The 17,283-nt window shown below is 66.9% G+C and carries 20 protein-coding genes and 1 tRNA gene; 10 read left to right on the top strand and 11 right to left on the bottom strand.

The genetic code is table 11. From position 1 onward, the window contains the following. The first annotated feature begins 57 nt into the window (after positions 1 to 57). The gene (locus tag E6C72_RS08655; RefSeq protein ID WP_109086464.1) at positions 58 to 1,038 is read left to right on the top strand and encodes an alpha/beta fold hydrolase; all 981 of its coding nucleotides are present in this window, start codon (positions 58 to 60) and stop codon (positions 1,036 to 1,038) included. On the opposite strand, the gene E6C72_RS08650 is transcribed toward E6C72_RS08655, so the two are convergent. The 11 genes from E6C72_RS08650 to E6C72_RS08600 form a co-directional block, all read right to left on the bottom strand. Continuing rightward, positions 1,029 to 1,631 (bottom strand): N-acetyltransferase, encoded by a 603-nt coding sequence (locus E6C72_RS08650; RefSeq protein ID WP_109086463.1) that lies wholly within the window; start codon positions 1,629 to 1,631, stop codon positions 1,029 to 1,031. The genes E6C72_RS08655 and E6C72_RS08650 overlap by 10 nt on opposite strands. Before the next feature lie 88 nt (positions 1,632 to 1,719). Continuing rightward, the gene (locus tag E6C72_RS08645) at positions 1,720 to 2,175 is read right to left on the bottom strand and encodes a MarR family winged helix-turn-helix transcriptional regulator (protein ID WP_109086462.1); all 456 of its coding nucleotides are present in this window, start codon (positions 2,173 to 2,175) and stop codon (positions 1,720 to 1,722) included. A 151-nt stretch (positions 2,176 to 2,326) separates the two neighbouring features. Next, positions 2,327 to 2,746 carry an organic hydroperoxide resistance protein gene (locus tag E6C72_RS08640; protein WP_042704450.1) on the bottom strand — a complete coding sequence of 140 codons (420 nt, stop codon included), beginning with the start codon at positions 2,744 to 2,746 and terminating at the stop codon, positions 2,327 to 2,329. Positions 2,747 to 3,658: 912 nt separating this feature from the next. After that, a tRNA-Pro gene (locus tag E6C72_RS08635) sits at positions 3,659 to 3,735 on the bottom strand. Between the two features lie 94 nt (positions 3,736 to 3,829). Further along, on the bottom strand, positions 3,830 to 4,294 hold the full coding sequence (locus E6C72_RS08630; protein WP_109086620.1) for a MerR family transcriptional regulator: 465 nt from the start codon (positions 4,292 to 4,294) through the stop codon (positions 3,830 to 3,832). A gap of 100 nt (positions 4,295 to 4,394) precedes the next feature. Further along, the gene (locus E6C72_RS08625) at positions 4,395 to 4,727 is read right to left on the bottom strand and encodes an integration host factor subunit alpha (protein ID WP_085088899.1); all 333 of its coding nucleotides are present in this window, start codon (positions 4,725 to 4,727) and stop codon (positions 4,395 to 4,397) included. A gap of 157 nt (positions 4,728 to 4,884) precedes the next feature. Continuing rightward, positions 4,885 to 5,856 carry a beta-ketoacyl-ACP synthase III gene (locus E6C72_RS08620; protein WP_109086461.1) on the bottom strand — a complete coding sequence of 324 codons (972 nt, stop codon included), beginning with the start codon at positions 5,854 to 5,856 and terminating at the stop codon, positions 4,885 to 4,887. Between the two features lie 3 nt (positions 5,857 to 5,859). Beyond that, positions 5,860 to 6,912 (bottom strand): phosphate acyltransferase PlsX, encoded by a 1,053-nt coding sequence (gene plsX, locus E6C72_RS08615; RefSeq protein ID WP_109086460.1) that lies wholly within the window; start codon positions 6,910 to 6,912, stop codon positions 5,860 to 5,862. Positions 6,913 to 6,994: 82 nt separating this feature from the next. Further along, the gene (gene rpmF, locus E6C72_RS08610) at positions 6,995 to 7,183 is read right to left on the bottom strand and encodes a 50S ribosomal protein L32 (protein ID WP_012973646.1); all 189 of its coding nucleotides are present in this window, start codon (positions 7,181 to 7,183) and stop codon (positions 6,995 to 6,997) included. A 190-nt stretch (positions 7,184 to 7,373) separates the two neighbouring features. After that, a complete protein-coding gene (locus tag E6C72_RS08605) occupies positions 7,374 to 7,961 on the bottom strand; it encodes a DUF177 domain-containing protein (RefSeq protein WP_109086459.1) in 588 nt (195 codons plus the stop codon). A 149-nt stretch (positions 7,962 to 8,110) separates the two neighbouring features. Then, a complete protein-coding gene (locus E6C72_RS08600) occupies positions 8,111 to 8,677 on the bottom strand; it encodes a ubiquinol-cytochrome C chaperone family protein (RefSeq protein WP_109086458.1) in 567 nt (188 codons plus the stop codon). Positions 8,678 to 8,946: 269 nt separating this feature from the next. On the opposite strand from E6C72_RS08600, the gene E6C72_RS08595 reads away from it, so the two are divergent. The 9 genes from E6C72_RS08595 (at position 8,947) to E6C72_RS08555 (ending at position 17,281) form a co-directional block, all read left to right on the top strand. Then, positions 8,947 to 9,303, top strand: coding sequence for an outer membrane protein assembly factor BamE (locus E6C72_RS08595; protein WP_247882040.1), 357 nt, complete (start codon positions 8,947 to 8,949; stop codon positions 9,301 to 9,303). Positions 9,304 to 9,363: 60 nt separating this feature from the next. Next, on the top strand, positions 9,364 to 10,455 hold the full coding sequence (gene ribD / locus E6C72_RS08590; protein ID WP_109086456.1) for a bifunctional diaminohydroxyphosphoribosylaminopyrimidine deaminase/5-amino-6-(5-phosphoribosylamino)uracil reductase RibD: 1,092 nt from the start codon (positions 9,364 to 9,366) through the stop codon (positions 10,453 to 10,455). Between the two features lie 101 nt (positions 10,456 to 10,556). Then, positions 10,557 to 11,144 carry a riboflavin synthase gene (locus E6C72_RS08585; protein ID WP_109086455.1) on the top strand — a complete coding sequence of 196 codons (588 nt, stop codon included), beginning with the start codon at positions 10,557 to 10,559 and terminating at the stop codon, positions 11,142 to 11,144. Next, positions 11,141 to 12,280 (top strand): 3,4-dihydroxy-2-butanone-4-phosphate synthase, encoded by a 1,140-nt coding sequence (gene ribB / locus E6C72_RS08580; protein ID WP_109086454.1) that lies wholly within the window; start codon positions 11,141 to 11,143, stop codon positions 12,278 to 12,280. The genes E6C72_RS08585 and ribB overlap by 4 nt, the downstream gene beginning before the upstream one ends. A gap of 22 nt (positions 12,281 to 12,302) precedes the next feature. Continuing rightward, entirely contained in the window at positions 12,303 to 12,767 is a 465-nt protein-coding gene (ribH, locus tag E6C72_RS08575) for a 6,7-dimethyl-8-ribityllumazine synthase (protein WP_109086453.1), read from the top strand. A 35-nt stretch (positions 12,768 to 12,802) separates the two neighbouring features. Continuing rightward, positions 12,803 to 13,393, top strand: a complete 591-nt coding sequence (gene nusB, locus E6C72_RS08570; RefSeq protein ID WP_109086452.1) for a transcription antitermination factor NusB — start codon at positions 12,803 to 12,805, stop codon at positions 13,391 to 13,393. Further along, positions 13,390 to 14,388, top strand: coding sequence for a thiamine-phosphate kinase (thiL, locus tag E6C72_RS08565; protein WP_109086451.1), 999 nt, complete (start codon positions 13,390 to 13,392; stop codon positions 14,386 to 14,388). The genes nusB and thiL overlap by 4 nt, the downstream gene beginning before the upstream one ends. 91 nt (positions 14,389 to 14,479) lie before the next feature. Continuing rightward, positions 14,480 to 14,935 (top strand): hypothetical protein, encoded by a 456-nt coding sequence (locus tag E6C72_RS08560; protein ID WP_109086450.1) that lies wholly within the window; start codon positions 14,480 to 14,482, stop codon positions 14,933 to 14,935. A 243-nt stretch (positions 14,936 to 15,178) separates the two neighbouring features. Beyond that, a complete protein-coding gene (locus E6C72_RS08555; protein WP_109086449.1) occupies positions 15,179 to 17,281 on the top strand; it encodes a sodium-translocating pyrophosphatase in 2,103 nt (700 codons plus the stop codon). Positions 17,282 to 17,283: the final 2 nt, after the last annotated feature.

The raw sequence follows: 17,283 nt of genomic DNA, 5'->3' as shown, positions 1-17,283 counted from the left end.
CGCCGGTTGTCCCCTCGCGATGCTGCGCCGCAGCAGCAGCCTGAGAGGACAACCGCCATGACCGACCGCCACTCCACCATGCTCACGACTCTGGGCCTCACCGCGCTGACCCTGGGCGGCTTGGCCATCGCCAACAGCCTGGCGGCGCGCGCAGCCGAGCGTCGCTATCCCCCGGAAGGCCGCTTCCTCACCGTCGATGGCGTCCGGCTGCACTATATGGAAGCCGGCGAAGGTCCGCCGGTCGTGCTGCTGCATGGCAATGTCTCCGCCCTCGGTGATTCGCTGGCGAGCGGGCTGTTCCAACGGCTGGCACGGAGCCACCGGGTGATCGCCTTCGACCGCCCCGGCATGGGCCACAGCGAGCGGCCCCACGACCGCGAATGGACGCCTGAGGATCAGGCCGATCTCCTGGCCCGGGCCTTTGCCGCGCTGAACATCGAGAAGGCCGTGGTGGTCGGCCACTCCTATGCCACCCTGGTGGCGCTGGCGCTGGCGCTCGACCACCACCGCGTGGTGAAGGGGCTGGTGTTGCTGGCCGGCTATTATTTCCCGACCAGACGGGTCGACACGGTTCTGGTGGCGCCGTTGACGACGCCGGTGCTGGGCGGCCTGCTGCGCCACACCCTGTCGCCGCCGGTTTCCAAGGCAATGATGCCGGGACTGCTGAAGACGCTGTTCTCGCCGCGCCCGGTACCGGAGCATCTGACGGAGAGTTTTCCCGCCGCCCTGACCACCCGGCCCGGCCAGCTGCGCGCCAATGCCCAGGACGGCGTCACCATGGTGCCTGCCGCTGAGCGCTTGCAGCACCGCTATGCCGAGCTGGCGGTCCCGGTGGCGATCTTCGCCGGCCATCACGACCGCGTGGTGGAGCAGGAGGAGCAAAGCGGCCGGCTTCACCATGTCCTGCCCGACAGCACTTTGCATTGGGTGCCGGAGTCCGGCCACATGGTGCATTATGCCGATCCGGAGCTGGTGGTGCGCCGTATCGACGAGCTGTCAGCCGAAGAAATCGTCGGGGAGATCGCCGCTCACAGATAGCGCCGCAGCAGGATGCTGCCGCCCTGGTGCGGCAGCCGGGGATGCCAGGGAATGGCGGCGCGGCCGATCTCCTCGAACCCTTCGCCGGCATAAAGGCGGCGGGCCGGTTCGTTGTCGGCCCAGACATGCAGGGTCACGCGGTCGAAGCCGCCGGTCCGCGCCCGCTCGTAAAACCAGCCGAGCAGCCGCCCGGCGATGCCGTGGCGCCGCAACTCGGGATCGACCGCCAGCGCCGACAGGAAATAGCTGCCCCAGTCCAGCGTTTCGGAGAACTCGGCCATATGGGCGACGCGGTCCGGCGGCAGGCCGCTGTAATCCTCGGTCCGGATCCAGTCGGTAGGATAGCCATGGGCGATGCCGACCACCCGCCCGTCCAGTTCCGCCACACCGCTCTGCCGGTGCGACAGCGAACCGCTGCGCCCGGCCAGCCCAGGCACCAGAATCTCGGCCGCGGTCATCCCTGGCATCAGCCCGTCGAGCAGAAACTCGTAGACCCCGCCGCCGGCGATGTCGATCAGCCGCGCCAGATCCGGTGCGTCGTCGGCATCGGCCGGACGAAGGCGGAGACGGTCGTCATTCAGGGCAAGGCTCACGGCGGGGACCTTCGATCGGGAGAGCGGCTGGATAGAAAAGGCTCTCCCGCCGCCGTTTTCCAGCCCCTTTTCGCGCGAGGCCGGTCCCTCAGTCCTGGTCGGCGCTCCGGTTCAGGTCGTCGCGCAGCCGCAACACCGTCTCGCGGAGCGAGGTCAATTCGGCGGCCGACCAGCCGGCGGCGGCGGCAATCCGCGTCGGCAGGCATTCGGCCTGTGCCCGCAGTGCCGCCCCGTCGGCGGTCAGGCAGATGCGCACCAGCCGCTCGTCCTGCGGATCGCGGCTGCGCTTCAGCAGCGCCTGACCTTCCATCCGCTTCAACAGCGGGGTCAGCGTGCCGCTGTCCAGCCCCAGCCGTTCGCCCAGCAGTTTCATCGACTGGCCGTCCTCCTCCCACAGCAGCAGCATGATCAGATACTGTGGATAGGTCAGGCCGAGCTTCTCCAGCATCGGGCGGTAGATCCGACTCATCGCCAGATTTGCCGAATAGAGCGCGAAGCAAGCCTGGTTGGAGAGCAGAAGTGGGTCGTCCTTGTCGGCTGCCATGATGTCTGAACCTTGAAAAGCGGCGCGCCGCCGAGATGCCGCGCGTCGGTCGATCGTGCCCAGCACAATCGCGCGCAACAGCCCGGCGGCGCAATGCCGAAGACTTTTCGCCTCAGGCGATGGCCTCAGGCCCGGTCTTCAAGACTCATCCTCAGGCAACGGTCGTGGTGACCGGGATATTGCCCTTGGTGGCATGGCTGTAGGGGCAAACCTTGTGGGCGCGGGCCAGCAGATCCTCGGCGGCGGCCTTGTCCATGCCCGGCAGCGAGACCACGAAGTCGACCGTCAGGCCGAAACCCTCGCCATCGTCACGCGCACCGATGCCGACCTTGGCATTCACCGTCAGATCGGCCGGAACGGCGATCTTGTCCCGGTTGCCGACGAACTTGATGGCGCCGATGAAGCAGGCGGAATAGCCGGCGGCGAACAGTTGCTCGGGGTTGGTGGCGCCACCCTGGCCGCCCAGTTCCTTCGGCGCGGCCAGCGCGACCGACAGCAGACCATCCTCGCTGACGGCCTTGCCGTCACGGCCACCGGTCGCGGTCACCTTGGTCGAATACAGGGTCTTCATGACGTGTGCTCCTTCATTGAGTGATGAGTTTAGGGGTAGCGGGCTTTGGCTTCCGGGGCGGCGGTTTGAACCGGCGCCCATCGATCTCGTGAGAAAAAACATAATGCGCAATTCAATTGTGCGCAATGTATTTAGTCGTGCGTCATTCAATTGCGCGCAATGCATCTCGTGCATAGCACGGACCTTCGACGCGAGTTTTCCCGTCCGCGGACGAAGCTGCGCCGACGCATCAGTGCCATCGCGCCGGTGAATGAGGAGACGAGCATGTTGTTTTCCAGGCGTTATGCCGGGGAGTGCAACGACGCGGAGGACGTAATCAGCGGGAAAGATGATCAGTGCCGCCGCGTTCAGGCTCGACTTCCGGCATTCGGCTTTGAGGCAATTGCAGACGCACGCCTACAACCAATAATTCAAGGAATGAGAGAAAAATCACCACGCCCGGATTTCCTATCCTTGCTGGACCAGTTCCGTCTCGACATGGAGGTCCGGCGAACCATCATCGCCAGACGACAAGAGCAGGTGGACATAGCCCGCGCCCTCATTTCCGAAAGCCGGAGGGCAATAGGAAGGTCTCGCGCAAGAAGACCGAAGCAAGAACCGATGGTCACCGCAAGCGACCGACCGAACAGCGGTTTCTGATGTCAGTGCGCGATACCGCACCCGACCGGCCCTCGCAATGCTCAAGGTCCGGCGACAACACCTCGCTACGATACGAGACCCCGTCGTGCAGCGGTCGGGTGATGGTGGCGAAGATCGGCGGTGGAGGGCAGCACGGCGTGAGGAAACAGCGCAACTTCCTCACAAGACTTCCATACCGCGTCGATAGTTGATCCGATGGCGCCCGATGAATCGAACAAAGAAAAAGGCCCTGGAACCATTAGGTTCCAAGGCCTTTTTTGATCCTTCCGGAACTGGTCGGAGCGACAGGATTTGAACCTGCGACCCCCAGACCCCCAGTCTGATGCGCTACCAGGCTGCGCTACGCTCCGTCAACTTCACCGCAGTGCTTGCGGCTTGGCTCCGGAAGGGAACGGGACTATAGCCGCGGACTTTCGCCGATGCAACATCTCCCGTGATGATTTTTCAGCTTTTTTTGCTCCCTATTTCGGACAGGCGGGACAGCACCGATCGCAGCGATTTCAGCTCGTCCAGCACCATGGTGATCTCGTGCCGGACGGCATCCGACAGGGGCGGCTGATCGGCCTCACCCTCCCCGCCGTCCTGCGCTTCATCGCCTGTGAACTCCTCGCCGTCCGCAGTCCCGCCGCCATCCTCGTCGTCCTCCGGCAGCGGCGGCGTCGGGTCGGACATGCGTCCTTCCTTCAGCAGGCGCTGAACCCCCTTTATGGTGTAGCGGTCCTCATACAGCAAAGACTGGATGCGCCGCAGAAGCTCGACATCCTCCGGCCGGTAATAGCGCCGGCCACCGCCCCGCTTCAGCGGGCGGATCTGGGGAAATTTGGTCTCCCAGAACCGCAGCACATGCTGGGGCACGTTGAGGTCGGTCGACACCTCGCTGATGGTGCGATAGGCCGTGGCGGATTTCATGGTGAGATCAGGCCATCCGCCGATGACCGCGGGAAACAGGCCGCGGGAAGGCACGGCACGGCGATGGACAGAAAATCCGCATTATCGATGGCGGCCGGCGTCAGGACAGCGCCCGCGCGGGCGTCGGAGCCCCACCCTCCTGAACCTCGTTGATCCGGTTCTTCAGCACATGGCTGGCGCGGAAAACCAACACCCGGCGCGGCAGGATCGGAACCTCTTCCCCGGTTTTGGGATTGCGACCGATTCGCTCGCCCTTCTGGCGAACCTGAAAGCTGCCGAAGGAGGAGATCTTCACCATCTCCCCCCGGGCCAGCGCGTCGGAAATCTCGTCCAGGACGGTTTCGACCAGATCGGCCGATTCGTTGCGCGAAAGTCCGACCTCCTGGTAGACGGCTTCGCTCAATTGAGCGCGCGTTACGGTATTTTGCGACATTGTTCGACCTCCCCCCGCAACCGTTGTAAAGACGGTAATCCGGGCAAAGAAGGTCCGTCAATTCAAAAGCTTGGCACATCATAACGGCCCGGCCGAAGCCCGGCCGGGCGTGCAGTGCAGCAATCGGAAAGACAGGTCGACGGACGAACCTGCCGCCTTACCAGCGGATCAGCGCCGATCCCCAGGTCAGGCCGCCGCCGATGGCTTCCATCAGGATCAGGTCGCCGCGCTTGATTCTGCCATCGGCCACCGCCTCGCCGAGCGCCAGCGGAATCGACGCGGCCGAGGTGTTGCCGTGACGGTCGACCGTCAGCACCACCTTTTCCGGCGACAGCTTCATCTTGCGGGCCAGCCCGTCGATGATGCGGCGGTTCGCCTGATGCGGAACCATCCAGTCGATGTCGGTCGACTCAAGGCCGTTGGCGGCCAGCGCCTCTTCGACCACCGCCGACAGCTTCGACACGGCGTGGCGGAAGATCTCCTGCCCGTGCATGCGGACATGGCCGATCGTGCCGGTCGACGACGCGCCGCCGTCGACATAGAGCAGGTCGTACTGGGTGCCGTCGGAATGCAGATGGGTGGACAGCACGCCCTGGTCGGACGAATCGCCCTCGGCCTCATAGGCTTCCAGGACGATGGCGCCGGCACCGTCGCCGAACAGCACGCACGTGGTGCGGTCGTTCCAGTCGAGCAGGCGGGAGAAGGTCTCCGCCCCGATCACCAGCGCGCGGCGCGCCTGACCGTTGCGCAGGAAATTGTCGGCCACCGACATGGCATAGACGAACCCGGCGCAGACGGCCTGGATGTCCATGGCGAACCCCTTGGTCCCCAGCGCCGCCTGCACCCTGGTGGCGGTCGCGGGGAAGGTGTTGTCGGGCGTGGTGGTGGCCAGGATGATGCAGTCGATGCTGCCGGCCGGCACGCCGGCATGCTCAAGAGCCCGCGTGGCCGCCGCGATGGCGAGGTCGGAGGTCTTCTCCCCCTCCGCGGCGATGTGGCGGGACTTGATGCCGGTGCGCTGGACGATCCATTCGTCCGACGTGTCGACCCGCTGTTCCAAATCTTGGTTGGTGACGACGTTGGACGGCAGGAAGATACCGCAACCCAGAACTCGGGAACGCATGACCATTGTTCAGCCCGCCGCCGCCTTCGTGTCGGGAAGAGGGGTCGCGTCGGCTATGCGTCCCATCTCTTCCTTGATGCGTTCGTTGAAGCCGTGCGTCGCCAGATTGATGGCGACCGCCACGGCATTGGCGAAGCCGACGGCGTCGGTGCCGCCATGGCTCTTCACGCAGACGCCGCGCAGGCCCAGGAACATCGCACCGTTGTAGCGGCGCGGGTCGATCCGTTCGCGGAAGCGCTTGAAGGCGCCGCGTGCCAGCAGATAGCCGATCCGCGCCAGGAAGGAGGTCGCGAAGGTGCGGCGCAGGAATTCGGAGAACAGCTTCGCCGTCCCTTCCGCCGTCTTCAGCGCGACATTGCCGGTGAAGCCGTCGGTGACGATGACGTCCACCGTGCCCAGGCCGATGTCGGTGCCCTCGACGAAGCCGTGAAAGCGGCCGGGCAGCGGCATGTCGCGCAGGCTGGCCGCCGCGGCACGCACCACCTCGTTGCCCTTCATGTCTTCCGAACCGATGTTCAGCACGCCGATCGACGGTTCCGGCAGCCCCAGGATGGCGCGCGCGAAAACGGCCCCCATCACGGCGAACTGGACGAGATTTTCCGGCTGGCACTCGGCGTTGGCGCCGAGGTCCAGCATCACGCTCTCGCCCCGTTGCGTCGGGAAGAAGGAGGCCATCGCCGGCCGGTCGATGCCCGGCAGCGTCTTGAGCACGAACTTGGCCATCGCCATGAGGGCGCCTGTGTTGCCGGCCGATACCACGCAGGCGGCATCACCCGCCGCGACGGCGTCGATGGCAAGCCTCATGCTGGACTGGCGACCCGCGCGCAGCGCCACCGCCGGCTTGGCGTCACCGGCCACGAAGTCGGCTGTGTGGCGGATTTCCGCCACCGCCTTCAACGCGGGCCGCTGGTTCAGCAGGGGCTCAAGCCGCTGCCGGTCGCCATACAGCAGAAAATGCACGTCGGGATGGCGTTCCCGCGCGATGTCCGCCCCGGCAATGACCATGTCGGGACCGTGATCGCCACCCATGGCATCCAGGGCGATGGTCAGGCGCTGGCTCACCGCGAACAGGCTCCCCGGCTAGGACCCCGGCAGGGGTGACCAGCACCCCCGATCAACGGGACCTCAGACAACGCGATGCGGATCAAGCGGCCGCGGTGCCGCTCTGAACCACTTCACGCTGGTCGTAGTGGCCGCAAGACCCGCAGACATGGTGCGGACGCTTCAGCTCGCCGCAGTTCGGGCACTCGTTGTAGGCCGAGGTGGGCAGAGCGTGGTGCGAACGACGCATGTTACGCCGCGACTTGGAGGTCTTCTTCTTCGGAACAGCCATGACCGTAAACTCTCTTCATTGGAAAGGGCGGCCCGAACAGGGGCCGCCCAGCGCGAGCGGCATTCAATAAGGCAAATGTCCCCGAAGGGCAAGCCCGAACAACCCCCTTTTCGCAACCCCGCGCCGCTCATTGGTGGGGGTGGAAATGCCGGCCCTTATACAAGGCGCGGCGGAGAAAGCAACAGCCGGATCAGTTGCGCGACTTCAACTGCTGCAGGACGGCGAAGGGATTGGGCTTTTCAGGCTCCGCAGCCGCCTCTTCCTCCGTCGCTTCACCGTCCTCATGCTCGCGATGGTCCTCGAACTCCACCCCTTCGGCATGCGGATAGGGGTCGAGCCCCAGCGACAGGTGCTGCGCCGTCAGCTCGCCGATGTCGATTCGGTTGTTCTCCATCGGCTCGGGAATGTCCTCGTCCGACAGGGAGGCGTCGAAATCGACCTCCAGTCCGGGATCCTCGATCATCGACGCCGGGGCAAACAGCGCCTCGAAGCTTTCGCTGACATGGGCCGGTACAGGCTCCAGCGTGACGACGCAAGTCTGGACCACGTCGGCCTCCAGCCGTCCGGAAACCCGAATCATCTGGCCGCCGCGCACCGCGCGCAGCTTCACCGTGGCGGTCAGGCTGCCGATCGACTCCAGTTCCAGCCGCTCGGCGAGCGCGCGGCGCTCCGCCTCGGTCGCTTCGATGGTCTCGGTCACGTCGGCGCGGCGCACCGTGTCGGCATGGACGACGCGCGAGAATTCCGGGGCCGGCACGACGCCGTTGACAGGGCTCATGGCGAAAGACTTTCTGATCGAAAAGCAAAATGGCCGGCACGGCGGACGCCCGGCATTCTCCCGAGTCACATGCAGCCGCCACGCCGGAAAGGCAAGCCCTCAGACGCGGCGTCAGGAACAGGCGATACTCTAAATATATAGTGAAGCGCTCACGCCGGCGCCTGCCCGAAGCGGACCTCGCCCGTCATCAACGACTCCAGCGGCTGGGCGTCCAACACTGCGGCGCAGGCGCGGACATAGGCGGCCATCGCCGCCAGCACCCCCTCCGGCACCGGATCGACCGTGCCATAGAGGTTGTTGTCCAGCGCCACCTCCAGCCTGCGGCCGTCGGAGTCGGCCAGCGCCTCGTCATAGGCACGGATTCGTCCGGCCATGCCGCGCGCCATCGTCTTCACCCGCCGGGCGATGCCGCTGTCGCCTGCCCCCATCTCCAGCAGCGACTTCTCGAAATCGTCGACCATCGTCTCATAGAGGCGCTGCGACAGTTTGCCCGCCTCGGACCCCTGCCCCTTCAGCCGGCGCATCACCAGCAGCAGATGCAGCGCCACCATCTCGAAGCGCCCGTCCAGGGTATCGGGCACGGCAAGCACCCTGTAGAAGCCCGGCTCACGGGCCTGACGGACGATGGCGGTGAACAGCCCACCCACCGCGGCGGCGCGGGAGCGCGATCCGCCACCAAATTGGCCCAGCAGACGGCCGATAAAGCTTCCTGACACGAACGGCAGCCCTTCCCCGACTCGGAGTCTCGTTGACAGGGCGAAGCAGCCGGTGCGATTGTCCCGCCCGGAGACTGTCCACAGCCGCGGACGGCCTCCTTGCCCCGCCGGCTCCATCATAGCCCGAGCACCATGATCAGATCGAACTTTTCCGCCCCCGCACCGTCATCCGCACCGCCCTGCTGGGCAGCCTGCTGCTCGCCGGCGTCGCCACGACCGGCTGCTCGCCCATCGTCGCCACCCGCGGCAATCTGACGGATCCGCAGCTGGTGGCGGAGCTGCAGCCTGGCCAGAGCCGGCGCGACGACGTCGCCGCCGTGCTGGGGACGCCGACCTCGGTTGGCACCTTCGATCCGAACGTCTGGTACTACATCGGTCAGAAGACCGAGAAGACCGCCTTCTTCGAGCCGGAAGTGACGGAGCGCCGCGTCGTCGTCGCCCATTTCGACAACAACGGCGTCCTGCGCGAGATCAAGACGCTCGACAAGTCGAATGGCCAGGACATCGATCTGGTGGAGCGCACGACGCCGACCGCCGGCCGCGAGATGGGCTTCCTGGAACAGATGATGGGCAACGTCGGCCGCTTCTCCGCCAAGGACACCAAGGGCAAGGGCCCCGGCAGCTGATCGCGTAGCGGATAACGCGGCCCTTCCGTGCCGGCATCAACCGAAACAGACCTGCGCCACATGAAGGCCGCCCTGTCGCTCGCCGCGCGCGGGCTGGGGCGGACCTGGCCCAATCCGGCGGTCGGCTGCGTGCTCGTCCGCGACGGCGCCGTGATCGGCCGCGGCTGGACCCAGCCCGGCGGACGCCCCCATGCCGAGACCGAGGCACTGGCCCGCGCCCGCAGTCTGTCCGGCGGCGCAGAGGGGGCCACCGCCTACGTCACTCTGGAACCCTGCAATCACTACGGCAAGACGCCGCCCTGCGCCCTGGCGCTGGTCGAGGCCAAGGTGGCCCGCGTGGTCGTCGCCTGTCAGGACCCGGACCCGCGGGTCGCCGGCGGCGGGTTCGCCCGTCTGCGCGGCGCCGGCATCGAAGTCGTCACCGGCCTCTGCGAGGCCGAGGCGCTGGCCCTGAACGAGGGCTTCTTCAACCGGATCACCCTGAACCGACCGCTGGTCACGCTGAAGGTCGCCAGCACGCTGGACGGACGCATCGCCACCGTAACCGGCGAGTCGCAGTGGATCACCGGCCCCACAGCCCGCGCCTGGGGACATCGGCTGCGCGCCAGCCATGACGCCATCCTGGTCGGCATCGGCACCGCCCTGGCCGACGATCCCGAACTGACCTGCCGCCTGCCGGGCCTGGAAGACCGCAGTCCGGTCCGCGTGGTGGTCGACAGCAGCCTGCGCCTGCCCCCCACGGCCAAGCTGGCCACCGGCGCCCGCCGAATCCCGACCTGGATCGTCACCGGCCCCTCCCCCGACTCCGCCCGCGCGGAGCCCCTGACTGCACTGGGCGTCGAAGTGATCCCGGTCGCAGCCACCCCCGACGGCCGCGTCGATCCCGCCGCCGCCATGGCAGCGCTCGCCGCCCATGGCGTCACCCGCCTGCTGGTGGAGGGCGGTGCGGCGATGACCGGCGCCCTGCTGGGCGCGGGGCTGGTCGACCGGCTGGAATGGTTCCGCGCCGCCTCGCTGATCGGCGGCGACGGATTGCCGGCGGTCGCCGGCTTCGGAGTCGAGGCACTGACCGCCATGGCGCGCTTCGAACGCACCGCCGTGTGCGGCGCCGGCGCCGATATGGCCGAAAGCTACCGCCGAATCGCCTCCTGACGATCGGTTTCACGACCGATCCCGCACACGCAACAGACCGTTGCGCCGCCCGCGCTGTCGCGCGCGCTTCCCCTGGGCGCGAAACCTGCTAAATTCCCCGCATGTTCACCGGAATCATCACCGATGTCGGGCGCGTCCGGGCCGTGGAGCGGCAGGGCGACACCCGGTTCACCATCGAGACCGCCTTCGACACGGAGACGATCGCGATCGGGGCGTCCATCGCCCACAACGGCGTCTGTCTGACGGTCATCGAAAAGGGACCGGGGACCTACGTCATCCAGGCCTCTGGCGAGACCCTGTCGAAGACGACGCTCGGCGGCTGGGAACCCGGCACGCGCGTCAATCTGGAACGCGCGCTGAAGGTCGGCGACGAACTGGGCGGCCACATCGTGTCCGGCCATGTCGACGGCGTCGGCCGGCTGCTGTCGATCCGTCCCGAAGGCGAATCGCTGCGCCTGACCTTCGAGGCGCCGGCCACCCTTGCCAAATACATCGCGCCCAAGGGCTCGGTCGCCATCGACGGCGTGTCGCTGACCGTCAACGAGGTCGACGGCAACCGCTTCGGCGTCAACATCATCCCCCACACCCAGACCGCCACCACCTTCGGCGGTCTGAAGGAGGGCGATGCGGTCAATCTCGAAATCGATATGCTGGCGCGCTATGTCGCCCGGCTCGCGGGGCAGGAATGACGTCCGAGTTTCATCAATACCTGTCGAGTGCCGAAGAGATCATCGAAGAGGCCCGTCAGGGCAGGATGTTCATCCTGGTCGACGACGAGGACCGGGAGAATGAGGGCGATCTGGTGATCCCCGCCTCCTGCGCCACGCCGGAAGCGGTGAACTTCATGGCCAAGCACGGGCGCGGCCTGATCTGTCTGACCATGGACCGGCCGAACATCGAGCGGCTGCGCCTGCCGCTGATGGCGCAGCAGAACGCCTCGCGTCACCAGACCGCCTTCACCGTCTCGATCGAGGCGCGCGAGGGCGTGACCACCGGCATCTCGGCCGCCGACCGCGCCCGCACCATCGCCGTAGCCATCGACCCGGCGTCGGGCCCGCAGGATCTCGCCACCCCCGGCCACATCTTCCCACTGCTGGCGCGTGACGGCGGCGTACTGGTCCGTGCCGGCCACACCGAGGCGTCGGTCGACATCGCCCGGCTGTCCGGCCATTCCAACTCGGCCGTGATCTGCGAGATCATGAACGACGACGGCACCATGGCCCGCCTCCCGGATCTGGTGCAGTTCGCCCAGTTCCACGGTCTGAAGGTCGGCACCATCGCAGACCTGATCGCCTATCGCCGCCGCACCGAGACCATCGTCGAACAGGTTCTGGCCGGTAATCTCGACAGCCGCTTCGGAGGCCGTTTCCAGTCCTACGTCTATATCAACAAGATCCAGTATGCCGAGCATATCGCGCTGGTGCGCGGCGACATCTCCGGCGACGAGCCGGTACTGGTGCGCATGCATGCGCAGTCGGTGCTGGACGACGTGCTGGGCGACCGCAACTCCGGCCGCGAGAACGACCTCCAAGCGTCGATGGAGCTGATCGCCAAGGAAGGCCGTGGCGTCGTCGTGCTGCTGCGCGAGCCGAACCCGAACGGTCTGTCGGTGACACTGAAGGCCCGGCTGGAGGGTCAGGCCGGCAGCGTACCCGAGCTGCGCGACTACGGCATCGGCGCGCAGATCCTGCTGGATCTCGGCGTGCGCAAGATGGTGCTGATCTCCAACCGCAAGAAGCCGATCATCGGGCTGGAGGGCTACGGCCTGACCGTGGTCGGCCACCGCGCGATCAACCCGGGCGCCGCCGACCCGGGCGACGATTGAACGAGGGGCCGAAAACCGCCGGATGACCGACACGCCCCACATCATGGTCGTGGACGCCCGTGTCCACGAGGACATCGCTGACGAGCTGGCGCGTGGCGCCGTCGCGGAACTGGACCGCGCCGGCGCCACGCACATCCGCTATGGCGTGCCCGGCTGTCTGGAGTTGCCGGCGGCGATCATGTACGCCATCCGTTCGATGGATTTCTTCACCGCCCGCAAGCGCTTCGACGGTTACGTCGCGCTGGGCTGCGTGATCCGGGGCGAGACAACGCGGTACGAAACGATCTGTGCCGAAAGTGCCCGCGGATTGCAGGATCTGGCTCTGCGCTACAGCCTGGCCGTCGGAAACGGCATCCTGACGGTGGAAAACCGCGAACAGGCCTGGGCCCGGGCCAATGTCGGATCGGTCAATACGGGCGGGCGTGCGGCGCGGGCCTGTCTTGACATGATTGACCTGAAGCGCAAATTCCGCCTCTATCCGCGCTGACCCCGACATCTCCTCTCTTTTAGCGACTGCAGATCATGAGCAACGACGACGCGGGCAGCCCCGTGACACCCGATCACGCCCCCAAGGGTGGCGCTTCCAAGGGCAAATCGAAGTCCCGCAAGAACAAGACCGGCGGCGGCTCCGCCAAGGCGCGCCGCAAGGCCGCCCGTCTGGCCGCGGCTCAGGCGCTGTACCAGATCGATCTGGCCCAGGCCCCGGTCGAGAATGTCGTCGGCGAGTTCGTCGCCCACCGGCTGGGCGAAGAGATCGACGGCGACAAGTTCGTCTCCGGCGATCCGCAGCTGTTCGCTGACATCGTCCGCGGTGCGATCCACCGCCGTGCCGAGGTCGACGGCGTGCTGGGCGCGGCGCTCGACCCCCGCTTCCCGCTCGACCGGCTGGAACTGCTGCTGCGCGCCATCCTGCGCGCCGGCGCCTATGAGATCGCGGTCCACACGGACACCCACCCGCGCATCCTCATCAGCGAGTATGTCGACGTCGCCCGCGCCTTCTTCTCCGGTCGCGAGCCGGCGATGGTGAACGGCGTGCTCGACCATGTCGCCCGCGCACTGCGCGCCGACGACCTCGCCAAGCCCGACCCCGGCCGCAGCGCGGCCGAGGAGTGACATCCCGAAGCCAACCCCTCGGCGAGTTCGGCCGCATCACCCGCTTCTTCAAGCCGCTGGCCGCCGGTTTCCCCGGTGCCCGCGGCCTGCGGGACGATGCAGCCGTGTTCGGCGTGCCGGAGGGGCGGGAACTGGTCGTCACCACCGACGCCATGGTCGCGGGGGTGCATTTCTTCCCCGATGACGCTCCGGCGGACATCGCCGCCAAGCTGATGCGCAGCAACCTGTCCGACCTCGCCGCCATGGGGGCGGAGCCACTGGCCTACACGCTGGTGACCGCGCTGCCTCGCGGCCTGGACGAATCCTGGCTGGAGGCATTCGCCGCCGGCCTCGGCGAGGAGCAGCGGCAGTTCGGCATCGCGCTGGCCGGCGGCGATTCGGTTTCCACCAGCGGCCCCATCACGCTTTCGGTGACCGCCTTCGGGCTGGTTCCCGCCGGCCGCGCCCTGCCGCGCTGGGGTGGGCAGCCCGGCGACCGCGTCTTCGTCACCGGCAACATCGGCGACGCCGCCCTGGGGTTGGAGATCGCCTATGGCCGGCTCGACATCCCGGACGAGGAAACCCGCGCCCATCTGCTGCGCCGCATGCACCGGCCGGACCCGCGCATGACTGTCGGGCCCCGCCTGATCGGGTTGGCCAGCGGCGCCATGGATGTATCGGACGGGCTGGTTGCCGATCTCGGCCATCTCTGCGAGGAATCCGGCTGCGCCGCCCTGCTGAACGCCGGGACCGTGCCGCTGTCGGACGCCGCCCGCGGCGCCATCGACGGCGACCCGGCGCGGCTGGCCCTCGCCATCACAGGCGGCGACGATTACGAGCTTCTGTTCGCCGCCCCGCCGGCAGCCCGCGAGGCCCTGGCGGCATTGTCCGCCGACTGCGGGGTCGAGATCACCGAGATCGGCGAACTCCGCCCCGGTACCCCCGGCGAGGTTTCCGTGTTGGATGCCACCGGTTCGCCCCTGCCGCTGGCCAGGCGGGGCTGGGACCATTTCTGACCAGCCGTCCCTGGCGCCATTCATTTAAGACAATCGAAAGCATCCGCGGCGCAGGGTTCGGCGGGTCACCGTCTGTGTAAGGTGTGTTGCCGTGGTCAAGGCTCTGATCGTCCTCGTGCTCGGCATCGTGCTGCTGGGCGGAGCCAGCTTCGGCGGCTGGTTCGTCTATCAGAAATACTTCGTTCCACATCCGGAAGAGCCGAAGAAGGTCGAGCCGCCACCCAAGCCGCCGACCGCCTTCGTCCGCCTGCCGCCGCTGGTGGTGCCGATGATCGGCCCGTCCCGAGTCGAGCAGTTCGTCACCGTCGTGGTCGCGGTGGAGGTGATTCTGGAAAAGCAGCCGATCGTCCAGGCCAACCAGCCGCGCCTGACCGACGCCTTCCTGACCGCGCTGTACGGCGGAATTGCCGACCAATCGATCCTGAACGGCGCTTTGGTCAATATTCCTGCCGTAAAGACCAAATTGGTGGAGGCGGCCATCAAAGTCGTGGGCAAGGATGCGGTCTATGACGTGTTGGTCCAGGCGGTTACGCAACGCAATCTCTAACCACCGCCCCGCACCTCCGCATTTTGCGCCTTTTTGCGGTGCAGAATCCTGGCACTACCCACAAAGGCCAGGGGTACCCCCGGCCATTTCGCCGCGTCGCGTCCGCCCGTCCAGCGGTTGCAAAGCGGCGGGACCGGGCGCATGCTTTTTCTGATAATACTTGCGCCCGACTTCTCCCCCACTTGAATGCGTGGTGGGACCAGCCTTTCCGGGGCGCGTCCTTAAAAGCAATCGGGGGATGCGATGGCTCTAGCGTTCATCGTCATCATCGCCGCCGGCCTGCTCGCGCTGGCCTACGGTTTTCGTACCGGAAAAGAAGTCATGGCCGCGTCGCCTGGATCCGAGCGGATGCAGGCCATCGCCGCCGCGGTGCAGGAAGGGGCACGCGCCTATCTGAACCGCCAATACACCACCATCGCCATCGCCGGACTCGTCCTGCTGGTCATCCTGTGGGTGACGCTGGGCTTTCCGGTGGCGCTCGGTTTCCTGATCGGCGCCGTGCTGTCGGGCAGCGCCGGCTATGTTGGCATGAACGTCTCGGTCCGCGCCAATGTCCGCACGGCGGAAGCGGCGACCAACGGGCTGGCCCCGGCTCTGGACATCGCCTTCAAGTCGGGAGCGATCACCGGCATGCTGGTGGTCGGATTGGGGCTGCTGGGGGTCGGCGGCTACTTCGGCATCCTGACGCTGGTCTACCGCGTCAACGACCCCGTCGAGGTCCGCACCGTGCTGGAGGCGCTGGTGGCGCTCAGCTTCGGCGCCTCGCTGATCTCGATCTTCGCCCGGTTGGGCGGCGGCATCTTCACCAAGGGCGCCGACGTCGGTGCGGACCTCGTTGGCAAGGTGGAGGCCGGCATCCCGGAGGACGACCCGCGCAACCCGGCGGTCATCGCCGACAATGTCGGCGACAATGTCGGCGACTGTGCCGGTATGGCCGCCGACCTGTTCGAGACCTACGCCGTCACCATCGTCGCCACCATGCTGTTGGCGGCGATTTTCTTTTCCGGCAGCGTGCTGCGGATGATGCTGGTCTATCCGCTGCTGATCGGTGCGGTCTGCATCCTGGCCTCGGTCGCCGGCACCTTCGCGGTGAAGCTCGGCCCCGACAACGCCATCATGAAGGCGCTCTACAAGGGGCTGATCGTCGCGGCGGGCATCTCGTTGGTATTGATCCTGATCGTCACCGCCATCCTGTTCGGCTTCACCCGCGCCATCACCATGACCGACGGCGTATCGATCACCGGCTTCAACCTGTTCGTCTCGGCGCTGGTCGGGCTCGGCGTCACCGGCCTTCTGGTCTGGATCACCGAATTCTACACCTCCACATCCTTCCGCCCGGTGCGCAGCGTCGCCAAGGCGTCGGAGACCGGGCATGGCACCAACGTCATCCAGGGCCTTGCCGTGTCGATGGAATCGACCGCCCTGCCGGTGATCGTCATCTGCGCCGGCATTCTGATCGCCCATGGGCAGGCCGGCGTCTTCGGCATCGGCATCGCCGCGACAACGATGCTGGCGCTGGCCGGCATGGTGGTGGCGCTCGACGCCTATGGGCCGGTCACCGACAATGCCGGCGGCATCGCCGAGATGTCGGACATGCCCGCCAACATCCGCGTCACCACCGACGCGCTGGACGCCGTCGGCAACACCACCAAGGCGGTGACCAAGGGCTACGCCATCGGTTCCGCCGGTCTGGCCGCGCTGGTTCTCTTCGCCGCTTACGTCCAGGATTTGGGCCATTACTTCCCGAACATCCCGGTCGAGTTCCGGCTGAACGACCCCTATGTCGTCGTCGGGCTGCTGGTTGGCGGCCTGCTGCCCTATCTGTTCGGCGCCATGGGCATGACCGCCGTCGGCCGCGCCGCCGGCTCGGTGGTGGTGGAGGTGCGGCGCCAGTTCCGCGAAATCCCCGGCATCATGGAGGGCACCGCGAAACCCGATTATGGCCGCGCGGTGGACATGCTGACCAAGGCCGCGATCAAGGAGATGGTGATCCCCTCGCTGCTGCCGGTGCTGGCTCCGGTCGTCCTCTATGTGGTGATCGCCGCCATCGGCGGGCGGGCGGCTGGCTTCGCGGCGCTGGGCGCCATGCTGCTGGGCACCATCGTCACCGGCGTATTCGTCGCCATCTCGATGACGTCGGGCGGCGGCGCCTGGGACAACGCCAAGAAATACATCGAGGAGGGCAACCATGGCGGCAAGGGATCCGACGCCCACAAGGCGGCGGTGACCGGCGATACGGTCGGCGATCCCTACAAGGACACCGCCGGCCCGGCGGTGAACCCGATGATCAAGATCACCAACATCGTGGCGATCCTGCTGCTGGCGATCCTGGCCCAGGTTGGGTGAGG

Source organism: Azospirillum sp. TSH100 (assembly GCF_004923295.1).
Classification (GTDB): Bacteria; Pseudomonadota; Alphaproteobacteria; order Azospirillales; family Azospirillaceae; genus Azospirillum.
This window is presented reverse-complemented; position numbering and strand designations above follow the sequence as displayed.

What these genes read in the sequence shown, in the direction of transcription:
- E6C72_RS08655 (WP_109086464.1), top strand. Translation starts at nt 58, where the DNA reads ATGACCGACCGCCACTCCACCATGCTCACGACTCTGGGCCTCACCGCG.
- E6C72_RS08645 (WP_109086462.1), bottom strand. Translation starts at nt 2,175, where the DNA reads ATGGCAGCCGACAAGGACGACCCACTTCTGCTCTCCAACCAGGCTTGC.
- E6C72_RS08640 (WP_042704450.1), bottom strand. Translation starts at nt 2,746, where the DNA reads ATGAAGACCCTGTATTCGACCAAGGTGACCGCGACCGGTGGCCGTGAC.
- E6C72_RS08630 (WP_109086620.1), bottom strand. Translation starts at nt 4,294, where the DNA reads ATGAAATCCGCCACGGCCTATCGCACCATCAGCGAGGTGTCGACCGAC.
- E6C72_RS08625 (WP_085088899.1), bottom strand. Translation starts at nt 4,727, where the DNA reads ATGTCGCAAAATACCGTAACGCGCGCTCAATTGAGCGAAGCCGTCTAC.
- E6C72_RS08620 (WP_109086461.1), bottom strand. Translation starts at nt 5,856, where the DNA reads ATGGTCATGCGTTCCCGAGTTCTGGGTTGCGGTATCTTCCTGCCGTCC.
- rpmF (WP_012973646.1), bottom strand. Translation starts at nt 7,183, where the DNA reads ATGGCTGTTCCGAAGAAGAAGACCTCCAAGTCGCGGCGTAACATGCGT.
- E6C72_RS08605 (WP_109086459.1), bottom strand. Translation starts at nt 7,961, where the DNA reads ATGAGCCCTGTCAACGGCGTCGTGCCGGCCCCGGAATTCTCGCGCGTC.
- ribD (WP_109086456.1), top strand. Translation starts at nt 9,364, where the DNA reads ATGAAGGCCGCCCTGTCGCTCGCCGCGCGCGGGCTGGGGCGGACCTGG.
- E6C72_RS08585 (WP_109086455.1), top strand. Translation starts at nt 10,557, where the DNA reads ATGTTCACCGGAATCATCACCGATGTCGGGCGCGTCCGGGCCGTGGAG.
- ribB (WP_109086454.1), top strand. Translation starts at nt 11,141, where the DNA reads ATGACGTCCGAGTTTCATCAATACCTGTCGAGTGCCGAAGAGATCATC.
- ribH (WP_109086453.1), top strand. Translation starts at nt 12,303, where the DNA reads ATGACCGACACGCCCCACATCATGGTCGTGGACGCCCGTGTCCACGAG.
- nusB (WP_109086452.1), top strand. Translation starts at nt 12,803, where the DNA reads ATGAGCAACGACGACGCGGGCAGCCCCGTGACACCCGATCACGCCCCC.
- E6C72_RS08555 (WP_109086449.1), top strand. Translation starts at nt 15,179, where the DNA reads ATGGCTCTAGCGTTCATCGTCATCATCGCCGCCGGCCTGCTCGCGCTG.